Genomic DNA, 22,170 nt, shown 5'->3' with positions numbered 1-22,170 from the left:
CTCTACATGATGTAGAGAACCCGAGTGTAGGACCCGGCGACGCCGGGTACACGCCGCGGGGTGGCCGGATGGCCTAGGAATCGTCACTATCCTGCCGCCATGCTTCTACGTGTCGTGGAATTTCCAGGTGCCCGGGCGAGCCACTCCTCATGAGCGCATCAGGCTCCGCCACGCCTCCGTTCCGTCTCCCGGCCCTCGTCACCGTCGCAGCCGTCGTCACCACGGCGGCCACGCTCCAGGCCAGCGGTGGCCTCGAGTGGGCCGGTCCGGCCCGCCATGGCGCACTCGTCCGCTACGGCCTTCCCCTAACCCAGACGGCAACCCAGGTGATGGCCGCGGTCACGATCGGCCTGCTACTGGTAGTCGCCTTCTTGGCTCCGGACCGCTCCAGAGACCGGTGGGCGCTGACCGGGACCCGTCTCCACGCCGCTGTCTGGGCCGGGTACTGCGGTTTCGTCTGGTTCCTCTTCGCGCTGGCGGTGCTCCTACTGAGCGTCGGCGAGCAGACCGGCACCAGCATCGGCTCGCCGGACGCACTGATGCAGCTGTCATTCTTCGTCCAGAACGTCGTGCTGGGCCGGATCCTGACTCTCTCCATGCTGCTCGCCCTGCTGGCCAGCCAGCTCGCGCTGAGCGCGCGCCGCACAAGCACGGTCGGCTGGGCCTTCCTGGTGGCCGTGGCAGCCCTGGTGCCGCCGAGCCTGAACGGGCACTCCTCGGGCGCCGACGACCACGTCAACTCGGTCAACAGCCTGCTGGTGCACTCGCTGTCCGCGGCCATCTGGGTAGGTGGCCTCATCGGCCTGGTCATGCTCTCGCCCTATCTACGTCAGCCCCTGGAGGCGGCCCGCCGCTTCTCGCCGGTGGCAACGGTCTGCTTCGTGCTGCTCGGCCTGTCCGGTCTGGACAGCGCGTGGCTGCGACTGGGTTCGTGGAATGCGATGTTCAGCCCCTACGGAGCTCTCCTGGCCGGAAAGGCCGCCCTGCTGGTGATCCTGGGAGCCGTGGCCTGGTGGCACCGGCGCCGAATGCTCGCCGCCGAGCGCGCCGACCCGCGCCGCACGATGCTGCGGATCGCGGCCGTCGAGGTCGGCCTGATGGCGGTGGCGATAGGGCTGGCCGGCGCGGTGAGCCGCAGCGTCCCTCCGGTCGCCGAGGCGCCATCCAGCAGCGACCCCGACTACGCCTTCACCGCGCTCGTGGGATTCGAGCGTCCACCAGAGATGTCCTGGGCCACGATCTTCACCCAGTGGTTCCCCGACCGGATGCTGATCATGCTCTGCGCCGGTCTCATCATCGGGTATGCCCTCGGGGTCAGGAAACTGAGGACGCGTGGGGACGCCTGGCCGTGGTGGCGCACGGTGTTGTGGGTGGCCGGGTGCCTGCTCCTTCTGTGGGTCACCAGCGGCGGCCCGGTCAAGTACGGGATGATCGCCTTCAGCGGTCACATGATCATGCACATGCTGCTGATGATGGCCGTGCCACCGCTGCTGGTCGCCGGTAGCCCCGTCACCCTTGCGCTGCGCGCCGTCCCGGCGCGCCGGGATGCCAGCGCCGGAGCGCGGGAATGGCTCTTGAGCATCGCCCATTCACGTGTACTGGCCGTTCTGGCCCATCCGGTGGTGGCCGCGGTGCTGTTCAGCGGCGGGCTCGTGGTCTTCTACTTCACGCCTCTGTTCCCGCTGGCCATGTCCACCCACACCGGGCACATGCTGATGACGTTCCACTTTCTGGCCAGTGGTTACCTGTTCTGCTGGGTGCTGATCGGCAGCGATCCGGGACCGCCCAAGGCTGCCTACCCGATCCGCCTGATCATCGTGATGGCGACCATGGCCGTCCACGCCTTCGTCGCCGTCACCCTGATGACCGGCGAGGTGCTCCTGGCGCCGGACTGGTGGCCGCAACTGGGGCTGACCGACGCCGAGGCCCTGCTGGAGGACCAGCGGCGCGGGGCCATGATCGCCTGGGCGGTCGGGGACGGTCCCACCTTGCTGCTGATGCTGGCCGTGACGATCAGCTGGTCCCGCTCCTCGGGCAGGGAGGCCCGTCGTTACGACCGGCAGGCCGAACGCGACGACGATGCCCAACTGGCCGCCTACAACGCCTACCTCTCGGCCCTCGGCAGCCGGAAGGCCCCGCCCTCGTAGTCCTGTAGTCCTCGGAGTTCAGGGCGAGCGTTCCAACAAGAGCCCGGCATCGCGCCAGGCCCGGACACCTCCATCCAGGGCCAGCGCGTGGGCTCCCGAACGCGACAGGATCCCGGCTGCGCGCCGGGCGTACTCCCCCACCGGGCAGGCCAGCACCACGGTCTGGCCCGCCGGAAAGGGGTTGCCCTGTGCGATCATCTGGTCCAGGAGATCGTCCCTCAGGTTGATCGCCCCGGGCAGGTGCCCGATCCGGTAGGCCAGAGCGCCCCGGGTGTCCACCACCAGCAGATCCGACTCGTCCAGCCGCTCAGCCAGATCGGCCGGGGTGATCAACGCCCCCGCCGGGGCTTCCTCCTGGGGCGTCTCACTGCCGAACAGGTCCGGCCGCCGCACCCGCAGATAGGAGAGATACCACTCCAGCCGGTCACAGATCATGATCACCGCCGTGCGGGGTCCGGCTTCGCAGACCGCCAGATGCCGACGGGCCGCAACGTAGGCGGCTCCCGCGGTGGGCCCGCCCAGCACCCCGAAGTCCTTGACCAGGTCGAGCATCCCGTCGATCGCATCGGCTGAGCGGACCGCGGCGATATCCTGGTACAGCTCGCGTCGGAACAGCCCGACCTCCCACATCTCCGACTCCGAGCGGATTCCCGGGATGAAGTCGTCCGCTGCCGAGACCACGCCCACCGCATGCAGATCCGGCACCGCCGCGCGTAATGCCTGAGCGGCGCCTCGGGTTGAGCCGCTGGTCCCGAGGCCGCCGAACAGGTGATCCACCGCACCGAGATCAGCGAGGATCTCCTGCCCGGTGCTCTCCACGTGGGTCTGTACGTTGTCCTCGTTGGTGTACTGCGAAAGGTGCAGGAAGCGGCCCGGAATCTCGGCCATCCGCCGCTCGATCACCGAGAACGCGTCGTCCGGCACGGTCGGGTCCGGGCACTCGGACAGCCCCGGCAACTCCTCCAGGCCCGCTCCGATCAGCCGCAGCACGTCGCGCACCTCCGCCACCTTGGTGCGGTTGCTCAGTGCCAGCAGCCCCGAACCGTGCAGCCCGGCCAGGATGTGCAGCGCCTTCGCGGTGTTCCCGCTGGAGGCCTCGATCAGTGTCTTGCCGTCGCGGATCTCGGCCAGATGAGGTTTGAGCATTCCCCAGGCGATGCGGTCCTTCACCGAACCGAACGGGTTGTAGAACTCCAGCTTGGCGTAGAGCTCCACACCTGCCACCCCGTGCCGGGCCGGATCGAGGCGCAGGAGCGGGGTGTCGCCGATCAGGCCGGTGATGTCATCATACACGGCCATGGTCGGCTCCTTCGGGGGTGGCGGTGAAACCCTGCCCAGAAAAGACCACTTCGAGCTTGGGCAGCAGCGGGTGCCCCAGCGCCGGAGCGGCCGACAGGTCCATCTGGTAGGCGGCCGTATTGACGAAGGCCAGGACGTCTCCGGGCTCCGGAGCTCGCGGCAGGAAGACTTTCCGATGAGTAATCATGTCGCGCTCCAGGCAGAGGTTGCCGGCCAGGAACACTCCCTCGGCAACAACCCCAGACGCGTGCGCGCCGATCAGCACCGGGTCGACGAAGAACTCCTGATCGGCCGGGGACAGCCGGTCCCGGCCAAGGTTCAGCACCACCAGCCGGTGCGGTCCGGCAACGGAGACGGACTGCACTCCGGCCACCGTCACACCCGCGCCGTCCAGCAACGCCTTACCCGGCTCCAGCCACAGTTGGAGCATCGTGTCCTCCAGCACGCGAGCCAGACTGCGCCCACCCTGCCCAGGAAGCGGTGCGGTCAGCGTCCGCTCCAGCTCCTCCGCCGCAGTGACCCGGTTGGCGAACTTCTGCACCACCGGAACGCCCTGAACGACGCCGTCGCGCACCTGGTAGCCCAGGCCGGTACCGTTCCAGGTGAGCGCGGGACCGGCGCCGATCAGCCCGGCCCGCAGAGCGTTCGTGTAGGTATCGAAATCGCCCGGCTCACGGAGGAAGACCTGCGGTAGGCCGCCTCCGGCATTGAGAACCCGGGGACTGAGCCCGAGACGGTGCAGGTCCTCGAAACGCGTCAGCACCCGGGCCAGGCAGCCCAGTCGCTCCCCCAGGTCGACGCTGTCGAGGTGGAACGACAGACCCAGCAGGTCCAGATGATCGGGATCAGCCAGCACCAGGCCGATCGCCTGCCGGTAGGCCTCCTCATCCATTCCGAACCGGCTCGTCCGTCCTGGCGTGGAACTCGAGCACCGCAACAGCACCCGGGCCGGGCGTCGCAGCGAGCGAGCGCGCTGAGCAGCGCGCACCAGTTCCCAGACGCTGTCGACATTGAGGACGATGTCACTGTCCACCAGCGTCCGCACGAACTCCCCGGACTTGGGGCCGCTGCCCTCAAGCCGGCCATGGTTGATCCCGGCCTGCAGGGCGGTTCGGAGTTCGGCCTCGGAGGCAACATCCACCCCGATTCCCGCACGTTCGGCGGCCGTCACGAACACCGGTGCTCGGTTGGCCTTGTGCGCGAAGAAGATCCGGTGATCCACCTTCCTCAGGACCTCGCGCAGTCGCTCCAGGTTCTCGGCGAAGACCTGCGGAAGAAGCACATTGACAGAACCCTGCGCGGCCCACCGGATCACCCCGGAGTCCTGGGCCAGCAGCCGTTCGACCAGCGGATGACAGCGAGGGTGCAGGGTGGGGCCGAGGCTCACTCAGACACCGCTGCGCCGAACGGAATCACCGTGTACCCGGCGTCGCGGACCGCGTCGTAGGCCAGCTCCCGGGCGTCCTTGGTCCGGAAGTCCGCCCGCACGCGTTTGGTCTCCAGATCCACTTCGGACACCGCGAAGCCCTGACCCTCCAGAGAGGCGCGGACCGTGTCGGTGCAGTGCTTGCAGTTCATGTCGGGCACATGGAAGATGCGCTCGTCCTCCGAGACCGAATCCGCTCCGTCCGTGGCCGCATCTGCCTCCTTGACCTTCACCGTCGGCTGCAGCCGCACGAAGGTTTCCACCAGAGCGTCGACCGCCGTGGCCAGGACCGTGAATCGAGTTCCGTCAACGGTGACCGGCATGGCCGCCAGACATCTGGGCGCTTCCCCCTCCGGCAGCAGGGCGTACTGCTTGGCCACGTCGTCCAGGTCGTGGTGGTACTTTTGCACGGCCTCGGCCAGGCCAAGGTGTTCCTCGTGCACGGCCCGGCCGATCACCTCGTGAGCCGAGGCGATGGTCCTGAACTTCATCGCCCGCAGAGTTTCGAGGCTCTCGCCGCTGTAGCGCACCAGAACCTCACCGTCCGGACCCCGACCCGGCCGGGTCTCCAGCCGCACCGGGATCATTCCACGGCGATAGCTGGAGGCCTGGAGTTCCCAGTACCAGGTCGTGGCCACCGACGTGAAAATGCCACTAGCCCGCAGGCCCTGGGCGAACTCGGCCACGGTTGGGTAGGGCAGCTGCGAGGCCAGATAGCTGTGCTGCACCAGCGCCCGTGCGGTTGCCTCCAGTCCGACCCGCAGCAACTGACGCGGCTCGACGTCGGTCGTCGTGGCGGCCAGAACCTGCCGATCGTCCTGGGAGAGCAACTGCGAGCGCCGCACCAGGCGCTCGTCCTGGTCAAGCGCTCGCCACAATGAGATGAGGGCCTCCCGGGCCAGGATGGGGACCACCGGCCCGAAGCCTTCCGGTCCGAAATAGCCGACGTTCGGCGTCCCTTCGCTGTCCACCCAGCTCAGCCGGTGCGAAGCGCTGGTCACCTGGTCCGGGCGGCACGGATTCATGCACTTGGTGAGGTACTTGCGCTGCGCGGGAGTCAGGTGGCTGCGGCGGGCCGGGACGAGGGGAACGCTGCGGTAGGTGATGACGTGTGGCTCCGCCCCGGGCTCGGGGAGGCCAGGGGCCAGGAGGTCCGGGTGCACCAGGCGGGCGATGATCTCCGCCGCCCGCGCACGGTCGTACCCCTCCACCACAGGAAGTTCACTCATCGTCCTCCGATCAGAGACTGAAGACACGCGAGCAGGTCGTCCACCTGGCCGGTGTCGGTGTAGACGTGCGTGCTGATCCGCACGCTGTTCTCGTACGGATGCCCCGGCAGAAGACAGTGCCCACCCGCCCGGACCTGAAACCCGTGCTCCGAAAGCGCGAAGTCGAGGTCATGAGCCGAAAGCCCGTCGATCTGGAAGGACAACAGGCTCGTGCCGGCAGGCACGGCCTGTTCCGACGCTTGTACCGACGATGCCGGTCCTGGTGTCAGGCGGATCCCTTCGATCAGCCGCAGTCCCTCGGCCATGCGAGCGATCAGCGCGGCCGAGTGCTCCGCGATCCGCCGCAGTCCCAGGTCCTGCACCAGGTCGACAGCCGCGCTCAGGGAAACGATCCCCGGCAGGTTCACGGTTCCGGACTCAAGTTCGGCCATCGCGCCCGCGGGCAGGTCCCCCAGAGCCCGGTCGCTCAGGTACAGCACGCCGACACCGGGTAGCGCAAACATTTTGTGGGCTGAGAAGAGCAGAACGTCGGCTCCCAGCACCGAGACGTCCACCGGCAGGTGCCCGATGCTCTGGCTCGCGTCCACCAGCCACAGGGGCCGACGGATGGCGGACGATGTCAGCTCGGTGACGTCGATCCGGGCACCGAAGATCTGGTGGACGTGAGTGAGACAGACCAGTCGGGTGCGCGTCCCGATTCTGGCCAGCAGGTCCGCGGTTTCCGGGCGACCGTCGCGTCCGATGCAGTAACTGGTGGCGGTGATGCCCTGCTGCCTGGCCAGGCGTAGCCAGGGGCGCAGGGCAGAAGCGTGGTCTGTTCGGCCGTAGAGGATCTCGTCGCCCGGCCGAAGCGTTTCCGCACCCCAGAGGTGAGCGATCAGCGAGTGGGAGTGACTGGCGCCGGCTGTGAAGAACACCTGTTCCGGCCGGGCGCCGATGAAGTCGGCGATCTTATGACGGGCCTGAAGCAGGAGCACGTCGGACTGCGCCACCACCGGGTGCCCACCCCGGCCGGCACTGGCCGGGGGCCGCAGAAGCGCCTTCGTCACCGCGGCGATCACCGGCTCGGCGAGCGGTGTCGTCGTGGCGCTGTCCAGGTAGGTGACAGTCGAGGAGGAGAGAGCGGGAAACAGCTGGCGCGAAGCAACCCCGACACCCAAGTTTCGGCCTCTCGTTCGAGGAACAGAGCAGGATTTTACGTCACGTAGAACCCCGGAGGGAATGGCGAAACACGACTCTCTACTCTGTGTAGAAAGTTCGGCACGACACTGGGCACCGGGAGGGCATAAGAACATGGCAGGCAGAGAGTCCATCGGGGACCGTGCGGCGAAGGTTGCGCAGTTGCGCTCGAGGCAGGCGAAGGCCGAGGCTAGAAGACGCACCTTGCTGGTCAGCGGCATCGTGGTGGTGCTGGTCGCCGTCATCGTCGGGTCCTTCGTGCTGGTTCAGAACACCCGTCGCGGCGAGGCGGTCGCGGACACGGCCGCACCTGCCAATCTCGGCCCCTCAAACTCCATTACCCAGGGCGACGACGACGCCCCGGTCAAGGTCGTCGTCTACGAGGACTTCCAGTGCCCCTACTGCGCCGAGTTCGAGGCCGCGAACCGTGAACAACTGACCGCCTACGTGGATCGCGGTGACGTTCAGGTGCAGTACCGGCCCATTGCCTTCCTCGACCGAGCCTCCACCGACCAGTACTCCACCCGCGCCCTCAATGCCGCCGCTGCCGTGTTCGACCGCGCGCCGGAGTCCTTCGTGGACTTCCACAACCTGCTGTTCGATAACCAGCCCACCGAAGGCGGTGCGGGCCTGAGCAACGAGCAGTTGATCGACTACGCCGCGGAGGCCGGCGCCACCGAGCCCGAGATCGCCAGCGCCGTCCGGGACCTGACGTACGAGGGCTGGACCGCCCGGATCACCGAGCAGGCCTCCAAGGAAGGGATTTCCGGCACGCCGACGGTTCAGGTCAACGGCACCTCGCTGGAGAGCCTGGATGCCATCTCACTGAAGACGGCGGTCGACGAGGCCCTTACCCAAGACGGGTAGGGCCACCCCATCGACTTTCTACGACTTGTAGATTGACCGCGAGCCGCCCCCCCCTCAAGGAGCCATTGCATGAAACTCTCCCTCGGCCGAGCCCCCGTCATGGTCTGCGCGAGCACGGCCCTGCTCCTGGTCGCCACGGCCTGCGGCGATGCCGCCGATTCCAGCTCGTCCGGTGCCTCGGGGCCCGGCCCGGCCAGCTCCAGCGCCGCCTACCCGGTCTCGGTGGAAAACTGCGATCGGACGCTCACGTTCGAGTCGGTTCCGCAGCGGGTGGTGAGCTTGTGGCAGGCCCCGACCGAGATGATGCTGGCCCTCGGCCTGAAGGACCGGATCGCCGCGATGGCCGGCAACTACGGCGCCTTCCCCGAGTCGATCGCCTCCGACACCAAGGACATCCCCGCAATCGGCACCTCGATGGCCTGGCCGTCCAAAGAAGTCCTGCTGAGCCAGGAACCGGACCTGGTGATCGGACAGTCGCTGGAGGGCTTCGCCTTTGACACCTCGGCCGGCTACGCCTCGGTGGAACAGATCGAGCAGGGCGGGGCCCAGGTGTACGGCGTCAGCATGTGTGGCGCCACCGACAACCTGAACATGAGCATCGACACCCCGGCCTCGGGTCTGCGTGACCTCGGGAAGATCTTCGGCGTCAGCGACCGCGCCGAGGAACTCGTCGCCCAACTCGAGGCAGACAAGAAGACCGTCGTCGATGCAGTGCAGGGACAGCCGGACGTCAAGGTCGCCTTCTACAACGGTGGCGAAGGCCCGCTGATCGTGCTGGCCGGCGGAATCTACGACAGCGCGATCAGCACCGCCGGCGGTACGAACGTCTTCCCAGCCGACTCCTTGTACATGAGCAAGGAGGAGTTCGCCGCCTCCGACGCCGACGTGATTTTGGTCGGAACCTTCGAAGGGCAGGACTTCTCGACCCTGAGCGACTACCTCAAGAAGACATTCCCCGATCTGCCCGCAGTCCGCGACGGCAAGCTCACTGAGATTCCGGTCGCCGACACCGACGCCTCGATCTCGGTCATGAAGGGCCTCACCCAGATCGCCAACGCACTGCACCCTGACCTGCACCTCCCGGTCCCGCAGTCGTGACCACTGTCCCCACCGCCCCGGCTCCCCCGATGCCCGGCCGGATGCACCGGCCGGGCACCACGGTGTTCGCCCTGACTGTGGCCTGCGCGATCGCGGTCGTTCTCTCGGTTGCGATCGGTTCGGTCTACATTGCTCCGGAGCAGGTGGTTTCGGTGATCGCCGGACACCTGCTGCCGTGGTCGGCTGACTCGTCCGCGACCGATGTCCAGGCCCGGATCATCTGGGAGTTCCGCCTGCCCAGAGCCCTGTTGGGACTCGTCGTCGGATCAGCGCTCGCTGTAGCGGGCGCCGTGCTGCAGGCGGTGGTGCGAAACCCGCTCGCCGACCCATTCATCTTCGGGGTCTCATCCGGAGCCTCGGTCGCCGCGGTGGCCGCTCTGACGCTGGTCACCGGCACGCTCGCCGCAGTCTCGGTACCGCTGGCGGCGTTCGCAGGTGCGCTCGTCACCACTTTGACCGTCTTCCTGCTGGCCCAGCAGCGAGGCCGGGTGACCGCTCACCGCCTGGTCCTGGCCGGAGTGGCGATGTCCTACCTGCTCAGCTCGGTCACCAGTTACCTGGTTTTGCGGGCCAGCGGACCCGGCGAAGGAGTCAGCCAGGTGCTGTCCTGGCTCTCGGGCAGCCTGGCCGCCGCTGACTGGGGCGATCTGGGCCTGCCGACGCTCGTTCTGCTCCTGTCCACCGTCGGGCTGACGCTGCTCGCCCGCGTCCTGAACGCCTTCCTGATCGGGGACGAGACTGCCGCCAGCCTGGGGGTGGACGTCGGCCGCGTGCGCCTGGGCCTGTTCGTGATCACCTCGCTCCTGGTCGGCGTCGTGGTCGCGGTCAGCGGCGCGATCGGCTTCGTCGGGCTGGTGGTACCGCACGCGATCCGGATGATCGTCGGCTCCGACCACCGCTGGGTCCTGCCCGCTTCCGCGCTCGCCGGAGGACTACTCCTGGTCGTGGTCGACATCATCGCCCGCCTGATCCTGGCCCCTCGGAACTGCCAGTCGGCCTGCTGACGGCCACCGTCGGAGCACCGTTCTTCCTGTGGCTGCTACGCCGCTCCGGACGGGGCCAGGCATGAGCGACCTCGAAGTCCAGGGGATCAGCGTCGAGCTTGCAGGCCGCCGCATCATCAACCAGATCACCCTCACGGCCAGCACCGACATCGTCGGACTCGTGGGCCCCAACGGCAGCGGCAAGTCGACCCTGTTACGCACCATCTACCGGATGCTGCGGCCTACCAAAGGCCACATCCTCGCCGAAGGCCGGGATGTGTGGGGCATGCGCTCCCGGGAAGCAGCCCGCGTCATCGCCGCCGTCGTCCAGGACAGCCCCAGCGACCTCGAACTGACCGTGACCGAATGCGTCGCCACCGGCCGGGTACCCCACGGCCGGCTCCTGGGGGCCGGCACCTCCGACGACCAGGCAGCCGTCGAACGTGCCATGAACGCAGCCGGAGTCACCCATTTCGCCGACCGCGGCATCAGCACGCTCTCCGGCGGTGAACGCCAGCGAGTCCAGCTCGCCCGTGCCCTGGCTCAGGAACCCAGCATCCTGGTTCTCGACGAGCCGACCAACCACCTCGACATCCAGCACCAGCTCAGCCTCCTCGCCCTGGTGCGAAGCCTGCGGATCACCACCCTGATCACCCTGCACGACCTCAACCTCGCCGCCGCCTACTGCGACCGCGTTGTCGTGCTCTTCGAGGGCTCGGCCGTCGCCACCGGGACCCCGCAGGACGTCCTCACCCCGGACCTGCTCCAGCAGGTCTTCGGGGTCAAGGCCGCCACCATGACCAACCCGCTGACCGGGCGCCTGCACCTGGTCTACACCGATGGGAACCAACAGTGACCGACGAGATCGCGAACCACCTGGCCGACATGTCGCACGACCCCGAGCCCAAGGACGCTGCCGCGCAGGAAGCCTTCGACCGATCCGTCGCGGCCCACGAAGCCCTGGCCGCGCGGCCCGGCGTTACCTTCACCGCCGACGAAGACGTCGTCATCGTTCTACACCCCGGCTTTGACACGCTCGACGCGATCGGCCCCCACTACTTCCTGGCCTCTATGGTCGGCGCCACCATCCACCTGGCCACCACCAGGGCCGCGAACGAGCCCGTCCTCAGCGCCGGCGGACTCCCTATCACCCCCACCACGACTCTCCAGGACGCACCGGCCTCCCCCACCGTGCTACTGGTGCCCGGCGGCGACACCGCCGTCCTACTCAAGGATCACGCCGCCATGGAGTCCATCCGCAACCTTGGGCACAGCGCAGGAACCGTTGCCAGTGTCTGCACCGGTGCCATCGCCCTAGGCGCCGCCGGACTGCTGAAAGGCCGCCGCGCCACCTCACATTGGTCGGTCCGCCATCTGCTGGCCGGTTATGGGGCAATCCCGGTCGATGAACGGGTCGTCATCGACGGCAACGTCGCTACCGCAGCCGGGGTCACCGCCGGCATGGACCTCGCCCTCACCCTGGCCGCCCAACTACGCGGCGACGACTACGCCCGATTCCTGGAGCTGGGCGCCGAGTACGCCCCACAGCCGCCCTACGGCGCCGGCACCCCGGAGAACGCGGGCCCCGAAATGGTCGCACTTGCCCGTGACTTCTACGCCCCTATCGAGCACGCCCTTCGCGCAACCAGACTGTGGCCTGGGGACCAAGCCGCAACCGCCATGCACGGCGGTCAAGAATCAGGCTCATCAGCCCCCGGCCCCAATCCCGCGCGCTAGAAGAGCCCCTTAGCGAATCGTTGATGCTGTCGATCGAGGGTGCGAGCCAGGTCAGGGTCGGTGATGCGCAGCCATCCGTCGGGCGAGGCGATCCACCAGTACCCGCTGTAGCGGACGAAATCGGTGATCAGCGGGGCTAATGGACGGGCCTGCTGATCACGTAGGGCCTCTGTCATGTGCGAGTGGGTAACAACGAGGTCCTGAACCTGCCCACTCGCCGTCACCACCGTGGCCGGTGAGGCGATTACAGGCGCCGTTGATGCCGGGCGCGCCAGGGCCGCGGTGCGCTGGCCAGCGCTGGGCTGGCTAGTGGAGGGCTGGGCGCCGTTCATCGTTCGGTCCTGGGGGTCGGACGCTGAGTCTCGGACGAGGTCGGCGCGGGTGGTTTCAGCGAAGGATCCAGAGGTATGACGGATGGGCGCCGAACCGGCTGCGCGGTGGCCGCCCGCCGCTGAAGCCCAGCACTACGCGCGGCAGCGGGGTGAGGCTGCGGTGTGTACTGCGCTTTCGGTTGGGGGACGTTCTCGCGCAGCAGTTTGGTCATGTCCTCGGTGACGAGGCGCTGGCCGATCTCGATGGCGGTGCGCGGGGTTTCGGTGGCGGCCAGGCGGGTGAGGTAGACCAGGTCGGGTTCGGTGCCAGCGCCGGGGGTGTATCCGGGGATGGTGGGTGGTTCCGGCGCGGGGCTGGTGTTGTGGTTGAGGCGGTTGGCGGCGCGTTGGAGTTCGACTTGCCAGGCGATGATGACGTCGTCGATGGGCTGGCCAGCGTGGGCGGTGATGAGGATGGTCTGGTACATCTCACGGCGTTGCCCGCTGGTGAAGGTGCTGTCGGCCACGAAGGTGGCCAGGACATCGCTTTGGTCAGGGTTGCGCAGCAGGTCCGCCAGCAGCTCGTCCTCCAGCCGCACCCGCTCCCCCACCGAGGCATCCTGCGGCCGGTCCGGGGTATCCGTGCTCGAGACGAGCTCCGGTTCGGCGGTCGCGCTGCGGGGTGTGGTCGAGGTGATAGTCCCGGGATCTGGTGAGGGGTTGGCTGGTGTCTGGGTGAGGGTGTCGGGGGTGTTGGCGAGGGTGCTGTAGATCTCGACCTGGCGTTCCAGGGCTGCGAGGAGCCGGGCGCGGTGTGGGTCTTCTGCCGTGGTGACGCTGTCGCTGGGTGCCTGCGCTGGGCCGGGTTCGATGCTGACGTCGGCGGGGCTGGTGCTGGTGGTGGCGATGTTGTGGGCAAAGGCTTGGGAGGCGTCGGCGATTTCGCGGCGGAACGCGGCTGTCTGGATCATCTGGGCGTACGCGTCGGCGTGCGCGGGGGCCGGGGCGCTGTCGGCAAGGGCCTGGACGGTGCTGGGTTCGCTGCCGATGCGTTCGGCGACGGCGTCGACGAGACCGGGGCCGTTCAGGTGCGGTTCGGTGGTGCGCAGTTCTTGGATGGCGGTGAAGACGTGGCGGTGCAGGCGCTGGCCGAAGTCGGTGGCTTCGAGCAGGCGCATCGCGGCGGTGTGCTCGTTCTTTTGTTGGGTGAGCAGGGCGCCGAGCAGGGCTTGCTCGGCGCGTAAGGTCACGGATGACATGGCATCTCCGGTGGTAGCGAGGTCCAGTGCGGGACGGAGGCAGCGTCCCGTGCTGGGGTTGGTGTGCGGCTGAGTCTTATGAGGTGGCCGGGCGTTCCGGGGTGCGGCGTGGGCGTTGGTTCTTCACGGCGTCGTCCGCTGTTCGCAGGCGCTCGGCTGATCGGTCCAGCCGTTCGATCAGGTCGTCATTGACGACTTTCTGCCATAGCGGTTGCGTCGCAGGGTCGTTCGCCGACGGATGGTTGTCCGGGGTCGTGATGGCAGGGATTCTCGTCCACCAGGAGTCCTCGAACTGGACGTAGTCCTGGACGAGAGCGCCCAGTGATCGGGCTCGTCCGTCATCCACGGCGGCCATTAGGGCTGTGTGCTCGATCAGCATCGGATCGCCGGGGCCCGAGGGATGCCCGGTGTTGCCGGGGTCGGGGGCAGTCAGGAGTGGTGCGGGTGCCCCGGTTCCGTCGTTGCCGGCGATCCAGCGTTCGTGCAGGTCGGGGTTGACGTCGTGCAGGAGAGTGGCCCCGCGGTGCCCGGCGGGGCAGCCGGGCGCGTACTGAGTGCCGGCCGCGTGCAGGACCTGCCGTAGCTCGGCATGCCAGTACCGGGCAGCCTGCCCTGCACCCGGGCTACTCACCCGCCCGGAGCCCGGAGCGTCGCCCGTGCCCTCCCCGTCGTCTGTCGGCGGAGCCGGGGCGGTGGCTGGTGGTGGGTTGCGGTAAATCTCTTCGCGCCACGCTTTCAGCGCGCGTAGTTCCTCGACCAGGCCGGGGTGCTGGTACCAGCACAGCGGCAATCGTTCCTCGACGGACAGCTCGTAAGCGTCGTGCAGCCAGCGCACCCACCCGACCAGACCCGACCATTCCCGCGAGCGCGCCGGTTCGGTCATGGCGTGCCACTCGTTCAGATCCGCAACCGGAGCACTTGCCTGAGCGGCATCGGCCGAGGGTGGCTGGTCGGTACGGTCTCGGGCACGCATGCTGCGGGGCATGCGGCGGGTGCGGGCCGACGGCCGCAGCCGGGCGTGCGATCCGTTCTCCTCATGCAGCAGGTCACTCATCGCGCCCTCCTGAAGCTGGGCAGCACGCGCCGTACGGACGTCAGCCGGGAGGCCGGTGGGGCCAGGCGGGTCTCGTCGTCCGGCATGGGGTACCCGGGGTTAAGGGCGGCGAGCTGGCGCGCGGTGTCGGTTACCGAGTGGGCGTACTCGTGGGCGTGGGGGCTTTCGTAGTGACGCTGCATCCGGGTGAGGACGGGCGGGATGCTGGTGTGCACGATCAGCGCTTCACGGTCCTCGGTGGAAAGAGTGCGGATGTTCTCCGCCGAGAGCACCGACCGATCGGAGAGGCTGGTGTGGGTCGTGGTCCCGGTGGCCGATCGTTGAGTGGTGACGAGGGTTTCGCGGTAATGGCCGCAGAGCTTGGAGAAGTCGGCCAGCTCGTCCCCGGACAGACCACCCAGAGCGATCTTCACGGTCGCCGATCCCCAGAGCATGTCGGAGCCGTTACGGCCCCACCCCGCGCGGGCCTGGGCGATCTCCTGAAGCACGGCCAGAACGAAGATTCCCGAGCCGGCTGACCAGGACATCAGCGAGGGCAGGTGCGGCAGCGGCGAGATGTTCGCGACCTCGTCCAGGAACATCCCCAACGGCGGATCCAGCCGACCCGACGGGGTGCGGGAGCCGAGAGCGTTGGCGGTCTGGGTGATCTCGTCCACGAACCCGGAGATCAGCGGGGCCAGGCCCGCGGCTTCGTGTTTGGGCACGACGAGGTAGATCGTTCCTTCGCGGCGCAGGAACTCCTCGATGTTGAAGCTGCGCCCGGCACCGGAGCTGAACACCTCACGTGCCGTCGCCGACAGAAGTGGGGCGACGGAGGTCATGGCGGTGGTCCACATGTTGGAGCGGGTTTCCATCGGGGCGCGGTAGATGCCGTGCATCATCGCGGCCACGCCCATGGCGGCCTTGGGCTGGTCGCGCAGGAGACGGACAGGCTCGTCGAGGTGTTCGTCCAGAGCCCAGGTCAGGACATCGTCCATCGTGCGGCCCGTGAGGGCGGCGGTGTGCAGCCACCCAGCCAGGAGGTTCGTGGCGGTCGCGCCGAAGAACCCCGCGTTGGTGGAGTCGGACATGCCCCCGCCGTCGCCGGACTTGCCGACCTGGACCATCGTGTCCGCACGACGGCGGGCAACATCGAACTCCTCACAGCCCTCCACAGGCGACCAGCGCAGGGTTTCGGGCCAGCGGGTTCCGGACAGGTCCATCACCGCGACCGGGCCACGCTCACGGCGGATGGCCAACGTCGCCTTCACGACGTCCGTGCGGACCGAGGTCACCAGCGCGGGACCGGGCCACGAACGCAGCCACGGGATCACGATCTGGCTCGACTTACCCGAGCGGGCCGCGGCCAGCAGCAGCACCGACACATCGATCGCCGTCGCCACCTGGCGTCCACCGGCGCGTCCGAGATCGACCATGACATCGGCCGCCTCGATGAGCTTTCCAGTCAGCCCGGGGCGCAGCCAGGACGCCTTGGCCAACGCGGCCTGCGGCGACAACAGCGCCTCCAACTGCCCCGGGGACGCGAAACCCCGCACCTGGCGGGAGCGCCCCGAACGCCGCAGCACCAGCCTCAACCCGACGCCGAGACCGGCCAGCACCAGGACCGCGCAGATCAGCATCCCGAACAGGCCCGGCAGATGCTCCCGGGCGCTTTCGGGCCATGCCTGGCGTGGGTCGCTCCAGTGGCCGGGCAGGTCGGCGGCAATGGTGATGCTCTGCCCGATGCTGATGTCCAGCCACCGGGCCGAGAACAGCAGCCCAGCCAGTTGCCCCCACAGCCACGTCCCGACCCCGACCGAGGCGACCAGGGCGAGCAGGCCGGCCAGGAGATAGTCGCCGGGACCGTCGAGCAGGCCGCGGCCAACAGTGACGCGGTCGTTGCCGATGCTGCTGGCCTTCGCGGTGGCCCGGTCGGTGGACCCACCGATGCCCGCCATCGGTTAGACCATTCTTTCGTTGGTGTAGAACAGTTTCCGTTCCATCGGCGAGAGGATCACCTGCACGACGTGGGAGGAGCGTCGGCCGATCTTCCACAGCGCGCGGCCGACCTGTTCGCCGTTCCAGCCGGCGATGTGGGCACATTCGGTGTCGGTCAGGCCAATGGCGTCGCGGGTCATGGCCAGAGGTGCGGTGTCCTGGCGAAGGCAGATCCGCACGTCACAGGAAGAGATGAGGTTCCGTGCGATGGCGACTTCGGCGGAGTCGGCGGCGCCTACGGCCTCGAAGTCGGCCAGGCGGTGTGTGGACAGGACCTCGATGGTTCCCTTCGCGCGCGAGAGGCGCAGGTCGGAGTCGACCTTGCGGATCATCGCGGGAATGCGCATGGCGCGCCAGAGTTCGTCGCGGATGACCAGGCGCACGCCGCCGGTGGGGTCGTCGATCGCGGCCTGCCCCCACGAGGAGACACACGCCAGGGTCATCGCCACGGTCTCGTCACCGCGCCCGTCCAGACGGGACAGGTCGACGGTCTGGATCGGGGCGTCGAAGTCCATCCGGACCGTGGTCGGCCCGTCGAACAGTCCGGCGAGCGAGCCTTGGACCATGTTGCCGAGGGCATCGGCCGCGGGGCGGATCATCTCGCGCATCTCGTCCGGGTCATCACCCGGAACCCGCAGTTCGCGGGCCATCTCCCGGGTGGGGTCACGCAGCAGAGCCCACACCTGCGGGATCGTCGGGTCCGGGAGCCGGTCGGCGCCGGTGTCCTGCCCGGCCGCGTGATGAATGGCCAGCGACAGCGCGGCTTCCTCGGTCGGGGTGAGGTCACGGGCCAGGCGCACGACCAGGAGCGAGGACAGCAGCGCGATGCGGCGGCGGTGGATCTCGTCCAGCCGCTCACGACGCGCTCGGGCGTCCTTGGGCAGGTTCGCTCCCAGCGGCCCCGCGTCCAGCGGGTTCAACCGGGCCGGCAGCCCCGGGCCGATCTCCAGCGGTTCGATGCCCAGCGCCCGGGCCAGGGCCGCGTACTCGTTCTTCACATCCCCCAGGACAAAAGCCTTGACCCCGTAGGCCATCAGCCGCAACGCGAGAGCTTTGATGGTGGCCGATTTCCCGGCGCCGGGGACGCCGGTGATCAGGATGTTCGGGTTGCTGATGATCCCGGACAGCAGCCATTCGATCGGGTGCGCCGAAAAGGAGCCGCCGGAGAGGCAGTCGACGCCGATGTACGCGCCGACCGGTGGCATGGATGCGCCGTGCAGCCACGGGTACAGGCCCTGCATCTGCCCGGTCGAGGCCCGGAACACCGGCACGGCCGGGGTGCGAGGGGCGTGCCCGGAGTACGGGCGCGCGTACCCCCGCCGGGGCGGAACGACTTCCCTCCGCGCCCTGGCGGGTTTCAGGCTCGCGGGCACCAGCTCGGGTTGGCTGGGCAGGCTGATGGCTGTACCGGATGCTGCGGTCAGGAGAGAGGCGAAGTCTGTCTGCGGAACGTGTTCGCGGGTGCGGCGTCTCATGGCGTCGTCCTTGCTGGGAGCGTGAAAGTCAGATGCGAGTGCGGCGTTGGACGCCGGGCCCAGGGTTTAGAAGCGCTTGCGGGGCAGGCCGAATCCGAGGGGCAGGGCGCTCATGGCGAAGCCGACGTCCTGCGCGTACCACATGCGACGCAGTTCGATCCGGGCCGCGGCGGCGTCGGCCTCGAGCTCGGCGCAAGCGTCTTCCAGGAGGCGTTCGTCGGTGACGGTGACGGTGACGTACCCGGTGAAGCGGACGAGGCCGTGGCCGGCGGCGCGGTCCATGTCCTGGGCCCGGGCGCGGTCCAGAGCTGCCTGCTCGTGCTCGGGCACGATCTGCCCGGTGCGCTGACGCATCCGCACCGCCACACTCCGGGCGGTCCGCTCACGCATCACGTCCCGCTCCGCCGTGCGCGGGCCGAGCGGTTCGATGTGCAGGCTGAAAGCCCGCCGGTGCGTCGACTCGCCCAGCAGCGGCGCCAAAGCGGTGGAGAACACCTGGGATCGGGGCCAGTCCTGCACCCAGAACGTCGCCGAGAATCCACCGTCGTGCCGGTAGGAGCCCGGAAGAGACTCTGCCGCAGCCGGACCCGCCACCGCCGGAGCCACACCCGCAGCTAGCGCGCCACCGTTCGCGGTGTGTGGGCCGCTGCTGAAGTGCCCGGGAGCCGGGCTCGCGGCGCGGCGTTCGGCGAGGGTCCGGGCGGCGTGGGGGTCGTAGGCGGTGCGGATGACCTCGGCCAGATCACGCGGGCCGAGCCAGGACTCGATCTGCACATCCGCCCCCGCGACCGAGGACGAGATCGCGCGCAGCTGCCGGGTGAGAACCTTCACCGCGCCGGCCGTTCCGCCACCAGCCGCCCGGATAGTGGAGGCGGCGCGGCGGGAGTCCATGGTGAAGGCCAGGAACCCTTCGCGCTGGCTCGTGGTCACGCCGGCGGTGGCGAGCAGGCCGCTGGTGATCTCGCGCGCCAGCTGGGGTGCGTTGGTGCCGAGGTGGTCGGTGTGCCAGCGGCGTAGCGCCGCGCCGGAGGCGGGGCTCATCCGCTGCAGGGCCTGGACCCGCACGATCAGCTGGCCCTCGGTGCACAGCCCCGACAGCAGCGCGCCCCAGCCGTTGACTCGGGCTTCACGGCGCTCGGAATCGACGAGTCCGATGCCTGGGTAGGACACGCGCGCCACGGCCGTGTAGGTGCGGTCGAGCCGGTGATAGGCCACCGCCAGAGCCCCGTCGCCCTCGTGCATCGCCCCGGCCGCGGTGGCGCCCATCTGCGCTTCCAGGAACGTCAGCGGGGCCAGCACCCCAGGCAGGTCCATCTGCGCTGCGCGCCGCTGGACCAGCCACCGCCGGCGCCCACGCTGATCGCCAAGATCCTGCTCGCCGCCGCTGTTGTCGCGAGGTTCGTCGGCGTGTTCGTCGGCGCGGTCATTGTCGTGGTGGGGTCCGTCGACGTCGTCGGCGTTGTCGTCTTCGGTGTTCGTCTCAGGCGCGGTGGTGGGTGCGAAGGCGGCGGAGACGAAGCGGTGCTGAGAACGCACGCGCAGAAGCTGGTAGCTCACGAAGGCCGCGACCCATTCGTCGAGGGTGCGTCCGCCGAGGCGGATGAACGCGAATCCGGCCAGTAGCAGCGCGATCGGCCAGGCGATCGGGGCCAGCTGGATGCGCTGGGCGGCCAGGGGCCAGATCGCGGCCAGGACTGCGGCGACGATCAGCGCGACCCGTTGTCCGGAGACGCCGAACATGAACGCGACCTTCTCGGGCTGCCAGCCCAGATACGTCCGGTACCGGACCGCTTCACCGTTACCTGTACGAGTCACCGTCTGACTGCTCATCGTCCCTGCCCGTTCTCGTTCGTCACGTCACGACCGGCCCCGCCACGGGGGTTGGTGCTGGTGTTGCCGGTTCCGTTGTCACGGCCGACGTTCTGGTTGCTGTTCTGGGGGCCCGCACCGTTGCTGGTGCCCGTACTGGGCGGGCTGGCGTGCCCGTGGGCTCCATGCCCGGGATCGACCGGGCCATCGGGGTTGTTCGTGCTGTGATGGGTGCTGTCTGTCCCTCGCGCAGCGGGATGTGACGCCGTTCCCGGGGAAGGGTCTGCCACCACTGAGGTGCCATGCTCAGAAACCTGGCTCTGCGTCGAGCCGCTCTCGCTGGTCACTGGGCTGGTTGCGTGACTGCTCTGGTTGCGGGTCACGGTGTTCTCGTGAACGCCTGGCCGAACGGCTGTGTCTGTAGCGTCCGACGCCGTCGCATCGGTGGCGGCGTTCGACGTGGCGCCCTCGGACGCGGCGGCCCTTGATCCCGAGACCTCAGCCGTGGCCGGAGCGGAAGAAGCGGTGGCCGAGACCTCGTCGCTAGCCTCGGCCGTGGAGGTCACGTCGTCCTCCATGCCCGGGCTGGAGTCTGTGGCGGGCTCGGGGTAGGCGAACAGTTCCCCCTGTCCCGGGGACACCGAGCCCGGCCCGGGCTGCGGCAGATCGTTCTCGTCAGTTCCTGCCGAGGTGTCCGCCGAGGCGATGAGCCCGGTGTCCGGGCCGGGAGCGGGGCTGAGCTGTGCATCAGAGGTCATCGAAGGGTCCCCGGCCCAGGCGCTGTCGCTGGTGCTGCTCGCGCTGGGCGGCATCGCCATCGCACCGGCACCGGCACCGGTGTTCGTGCCGGCTGCGTCGCGAGTGGCCGCGTCCTGTGTAGGAGGTGTGGGCGGTGTGCTGGTCATGGAGTTCGTGTCGCCAGATCCGTTGGTAGAGCCAGCAGTGGTGCTGTCGTCGTTGGAGTTGGTGTTCCAGTCGGGGGTTTCGCTCGTGGCGCCGTGGTGGCTGGAGGGCCAGCGCATGCTGGCGCCGCTGGGGTGTCCGGCGACGGCGGGGTGGGGGTTGGGTCGGTCCAGGCCGGCGTGGGAGGCGGTCTGTTCCATCCGTCCGACCAGGCTGTTGGCCGCGCTCTGGGCGGCGCTGAGCCCGGCGGCGACCAGTGCCAGTGGTGTCGGGCCCCCGGCAGCAGCGGCCTTGCCGATCCCGGCCGTTCCGGCGCCGCTCTTACCGGCCCGGGCTCCGACGGCGGACATGGTCCGGGACTCGCTGTCCGCGGCGAACTTGTTCGGGCTGGCCCCCGAAGGCCCCGCTGCGGCGAGGTCTGCGGTTCGCCCGGCGGCCAGGCCGATGGCTGCGGCCAGGCCGGAACCTCCGCCGACAGTGACCTGAGCGAACGTGAAGAACCGGGCGATGGCGGGCCAAGCCAGGACCGACAGCAGCAGGATCATCATCCCGCCCAGCAGTGTGCCCAGATCATCGGCCTGGCCGGTGACGCCGAAACCGATCGCGAAAACCAGCGCGATGATGGGTTTGAGGATGATCAGCTGGATCGTGGCCGAGACCAGCTTCGGCCACCACGAGCGCGTGGCCTCGCTGATCTGCCCGGCCCCAGCGATCGGGGAGGTCCCGATCAAGATCGCGATGGCCGCGTTCGACAGCAGCAGCTCGAACCACAGCACGAGGGTCAGGATGATCCCGATCAGCGCCATGATCAGCAGCAAAGACGCCTGCTGGCCTGGAGTTTGGAAGGAGAAGACCTTGGCCAGTTTCTCCTGCAGCCCGTCAATGTCACCGAAACTGGCATTGATGATCCATGCGGTCAGGTCGTTGGAGGCCATCAGCGCCGCCGACGTCACCGTCAACGTCGCGATGAACGACAGCAGCGCCTTTCCCAGACCCGCCAATCCGTAGGCCAGGGGCGCGCCTTCGTGCGTGATCGCAGTGCGGGCGACCTGCCACAGGAACAGACCCGCGCCCACGACGATGGCGATGCCGAGGCTGATCGCGTACACCCCCCGGACCCCGGCCGAGAGCGGGTTCATGTCCGGGAAGGCTGTGAAGGCCTTAGCGAACGCCTCCAGCAACGAGGTGGCGGCTTCGGCGAAGGACTTGCAGACCGATTCCCAGGCCGAGGAGGCGACACCTCCGACCAGGCCGCCCGCCGCGTCGGTGACGCAGTCGACGGGATCTAGAATGCAGGGCACGATGCTCCTCACGCTCAAGGGATGCTGAAGCCGGCAGTTGCCCCTCAGGGCCAGGCTTGACGGGGTGACGCCGGCCGGCAGTCCCGGGACGTCACAAGAGGCGAATCACGCGCAGC

Annotated in this window: 17 protein-coding genes; 6 read left to right on the top strand and 11 right to left on the bottom strand. The window is 68.7% G+C overall.

Going from position 1 to position 22,170, the window contains the following annotated elements:
• The first annotated feature begins 149 nt into the window (after positions 1 to 149).
• Complete coding sequence (locus LR394_RS35340) at positions 150 to 2,147, top strand: cytochrome c oxidase assembly protein (RefSeq protein WP_231449036.1); 1,998 nt, start codon at positions 150 to 152, stop codon at positions 2,145 to 2,147.
• 18 nt (positions 2,148 to 2,165) lie between these two features.
• Here the strand turns inward: LR394_RS35340 and LR394_RS35335 are convergent, their stop codons facing one another.
• Genes LR394_RS35335 through LR394_RS35320 form a run of 4 tightly spaced genes read right to left on the bottom strand, consistent with a single transcriptional unit; the run spans position 2,166 to position 7,261 of the window.
• Positions 2,166 to 3,446, bottom strand: coding sequence for a pyridoxal-phosphate dependent enzyme (locus LR394_RS35335; RefSeq protein WP_231449035.1), 1,281 nt, complete (start codon positions 3,444 to 3,446; stop codon positions 2,166 to 2,168).
• On the bottom strand, positions 3,433 to 4,833 hold the full coding sequence (locus LR394_RS35330) for an alanine racemase (RefSeq protein WP_231449034.1): 1,401 nt from the start codon (positions 4,831 to 4,833) through the stop codon (positions 3,433 to 3,435). Before LR394_RS35330 ends, LR394_RS35335 begins: the two co-directional genes overlap by 14 nt.
• Entirely contained in the window at positions 4,830 to 6,101 is a 1,272-nt protein-coding gene (locus LR394_RS35325; RefSeq protein WP_231449033.1) for a heavy-metal-associated domain-containing protein, read from the bottom strand. Before LR394_RS35325 ends, LR394_RS35330 begins: the two co-directional genes overlap by 4 nt.
• Positions 6,098 to 7,261, bottom strand: a complete 1,164-nt coding sequence (locus LR394_RS35320; RefSeq protein ID WP_231449032.1) for an aminotransferase class V-fold PLP-dependent enzyme — start codon at positions 7,259 to 7,261, stop codon at positions 6,098 to 6,100. Before LR394_RS35320 ends, LR394_RS35325 begins: the two co-directional genes overlap by 4 nt.
• A gap of 133 nt (positions 7,262 to 7,394) precedes the next feature.
• Here LR394_RS35320 and LR394_RS35315 point away from each other — a divergent pair, with 133 nt between their 5' ends.
• The 5 genes from LR394_RS35315 to LR394_RS35295 all read left to right on the top strand — a co-directional run bounded on the left by LR394_RS35315 (position 7,395) and on the right by LR394_RS35295 (position 11,965).
• Positions 7,395 to 8,147, top strand: a complete 753-nt coding sequence (locus LR394_RS35315) for a DsbA family protein (RefSeq protein WP_231449031.1) — start codon at positions 7,395 to 7,397, stop codon at positions 8,145 to 8,147.
• Between the two features lie 69 nt (positions 8,148 to 8,216).
• Complete coding sequence (locus LR394_RS35310) at positions 8,217 to 9,245, top strand: ABC transporter substrate-binding protein (protein ID WP_231449030.1); 1,029 nt, start codon at positions 8,217 to 8,219, stop codon at positions 9,243 to 9,245.
• Entirely contained in the window at positions 9,242 to 10,249 is a 1,008-nt protein-coding gene (locus tag LR394_RS35305; protein WP_231449029.1) for a FecCD family ABC transporter permease, read from the top strand. Before LR394_RS35310 ends, LR394_RS35305 begins: the two co-directional genes overlap by 4 nt.
• A gap of 61 nt (positions 10,250 to 10,310) precedes the next feature.
• Complete coding sequence (locus tag LR394_RS35300; protein ID WP_231449028.1) at positions 10,311 to 11,084, top strand: ABC transporter ATP-binding protein; 774 nt, start codon at positions 10,311 to 10,313, stop codon at positions 11,082 to 11,084.
• Positions 11,081 to 11,965 carry a DJ-1/PfpI family protein gene (locus tag LR394_RS35295; protein WP_231449027.1) on the top strand — a complete coding sequence of 295 codons (885 nt, stop codon included), beginning with the start codon at positions 11,081 to 11,083 and terminating at the stop codon, positions 11,963 to 11,965. Before LR394_RS35300 ends, LR394_RS35295 begins: the two co-directional genes overlap by 4 nt.
• Here the strand turns inward: LR394_RS35295 and LR394_RS35290 are convergent.
• The 7 genes from LR394_RS35290 to LR394_RS35260 form a co-directional block, all read right to left on the bottom strand.
• Positions 11,962 to 12,141 carry a hypothetical protein gene (locus tag LR394_RS35290; RefSeq protein WP_231449026.1) on the bottom strand — a complete coding sequence of 60 codons (180 nt, stop codon included), beginning with the start codon at positions 12,139 to 12,141 and terminating at the stop codon, positions 11,962 to 11,964. The two genes, LR394_RS35295 and LR394_RS35290, sit on opposite strands and share 4 nt — an antisense overlap.
• 152 nt (positions 12,142 to 12,293) lie before the next feature.
• Positions 12,294 to 13,535, bottom strand: coding sequence for a DnaB-like helicase N-terminal domain-containing protein (locus LR394_RS35285; protein ID WP_231449025.1), 1,242 nt, complete (start codon positions 13,533 to 13,535; stop codon positions 12,294 to 12,296).
• A 76-nt stretch (positions 13,536 to 13,611) separates the two neighbouring features.
• Entirely contained in the window at positions 13,612 to 14,589 is a 978-nt protein-coding gene (locus tag LR394_RS35280) for a hypothetical protein (protein WP_231449024.1), read from the bottom strand.
• Positions 14,586 to 16,526 carry a type IV secretory system conjugative DNA transfer family protein gene (locus LR394_RS35275; RefSeq protein ID WP_231449023.1) on the bottom strand — a complete coding sequence of 647 codons (1,941 nt, stop codon included), beginning with the start codon at positions 16,524 to 16,526 and terminating at the stop codon, positions 14,586 to 14,588. The genes LR394_RS35280 and LR394_RS35275 overlap by 4 nt, the downstream gene beginning before the upstream one ends.
• A 3-nt stretch (positions 16,527 to 16,529) precedes the next feature.
• Positions 16,530 to 18,041, bottom strand: a complete 1,512-nt coding sequence (locus LR394_RS35270; RefSeq protein ID WP_231449022.1) for a hypothetical protein — start codon at positions 18,039 to 18,041, stop codon at positions 16,530 to 16,532.
• Between the two features lie 66 nt (positions 18,042 to 18,107).
• On the bottom strand, positions 18,108 to 19,871 hold the full coding sequence (locus tag LR394_RS35265) for an SCO6880 family protein (protein ID WP_231449021.1): 1,764 nt from the start codon (positions 19,869 to 19,871) through the stop codon (positions 18,108 to 18,110).
• A complete protein-coding gene (locus tag LR394_RS35260) occupies positions 19,868 to 22,054 on the bottom strand; it encodes a hypothetical protein (RefSeq protein WP_231449020.1) in 2,187 nt (728 codons plus the stop codon). The genes LR394_RS35265 and LR394_RS35260 overlap by 4 nt, the downstream gene beginning before the upstream one ends.
• Between the last annotated feature and the right edge of the window lie 116 nt (positions 22,055 to 22,170).

This window comes from Kineosporia babensis (assembly GCF_021129305.1).
Lineage (GTDB): Bacteria > Actinomycetota > Actinomycetes > Actinomycetales > Kineosporiaceae > Kineosporia > Kineosporia babensis.
The sequence above is the reverse complement of the archived record's forward strand: the minus strand, read 5'-3'. Positions and strand labels throughout refer to the sequence as shown.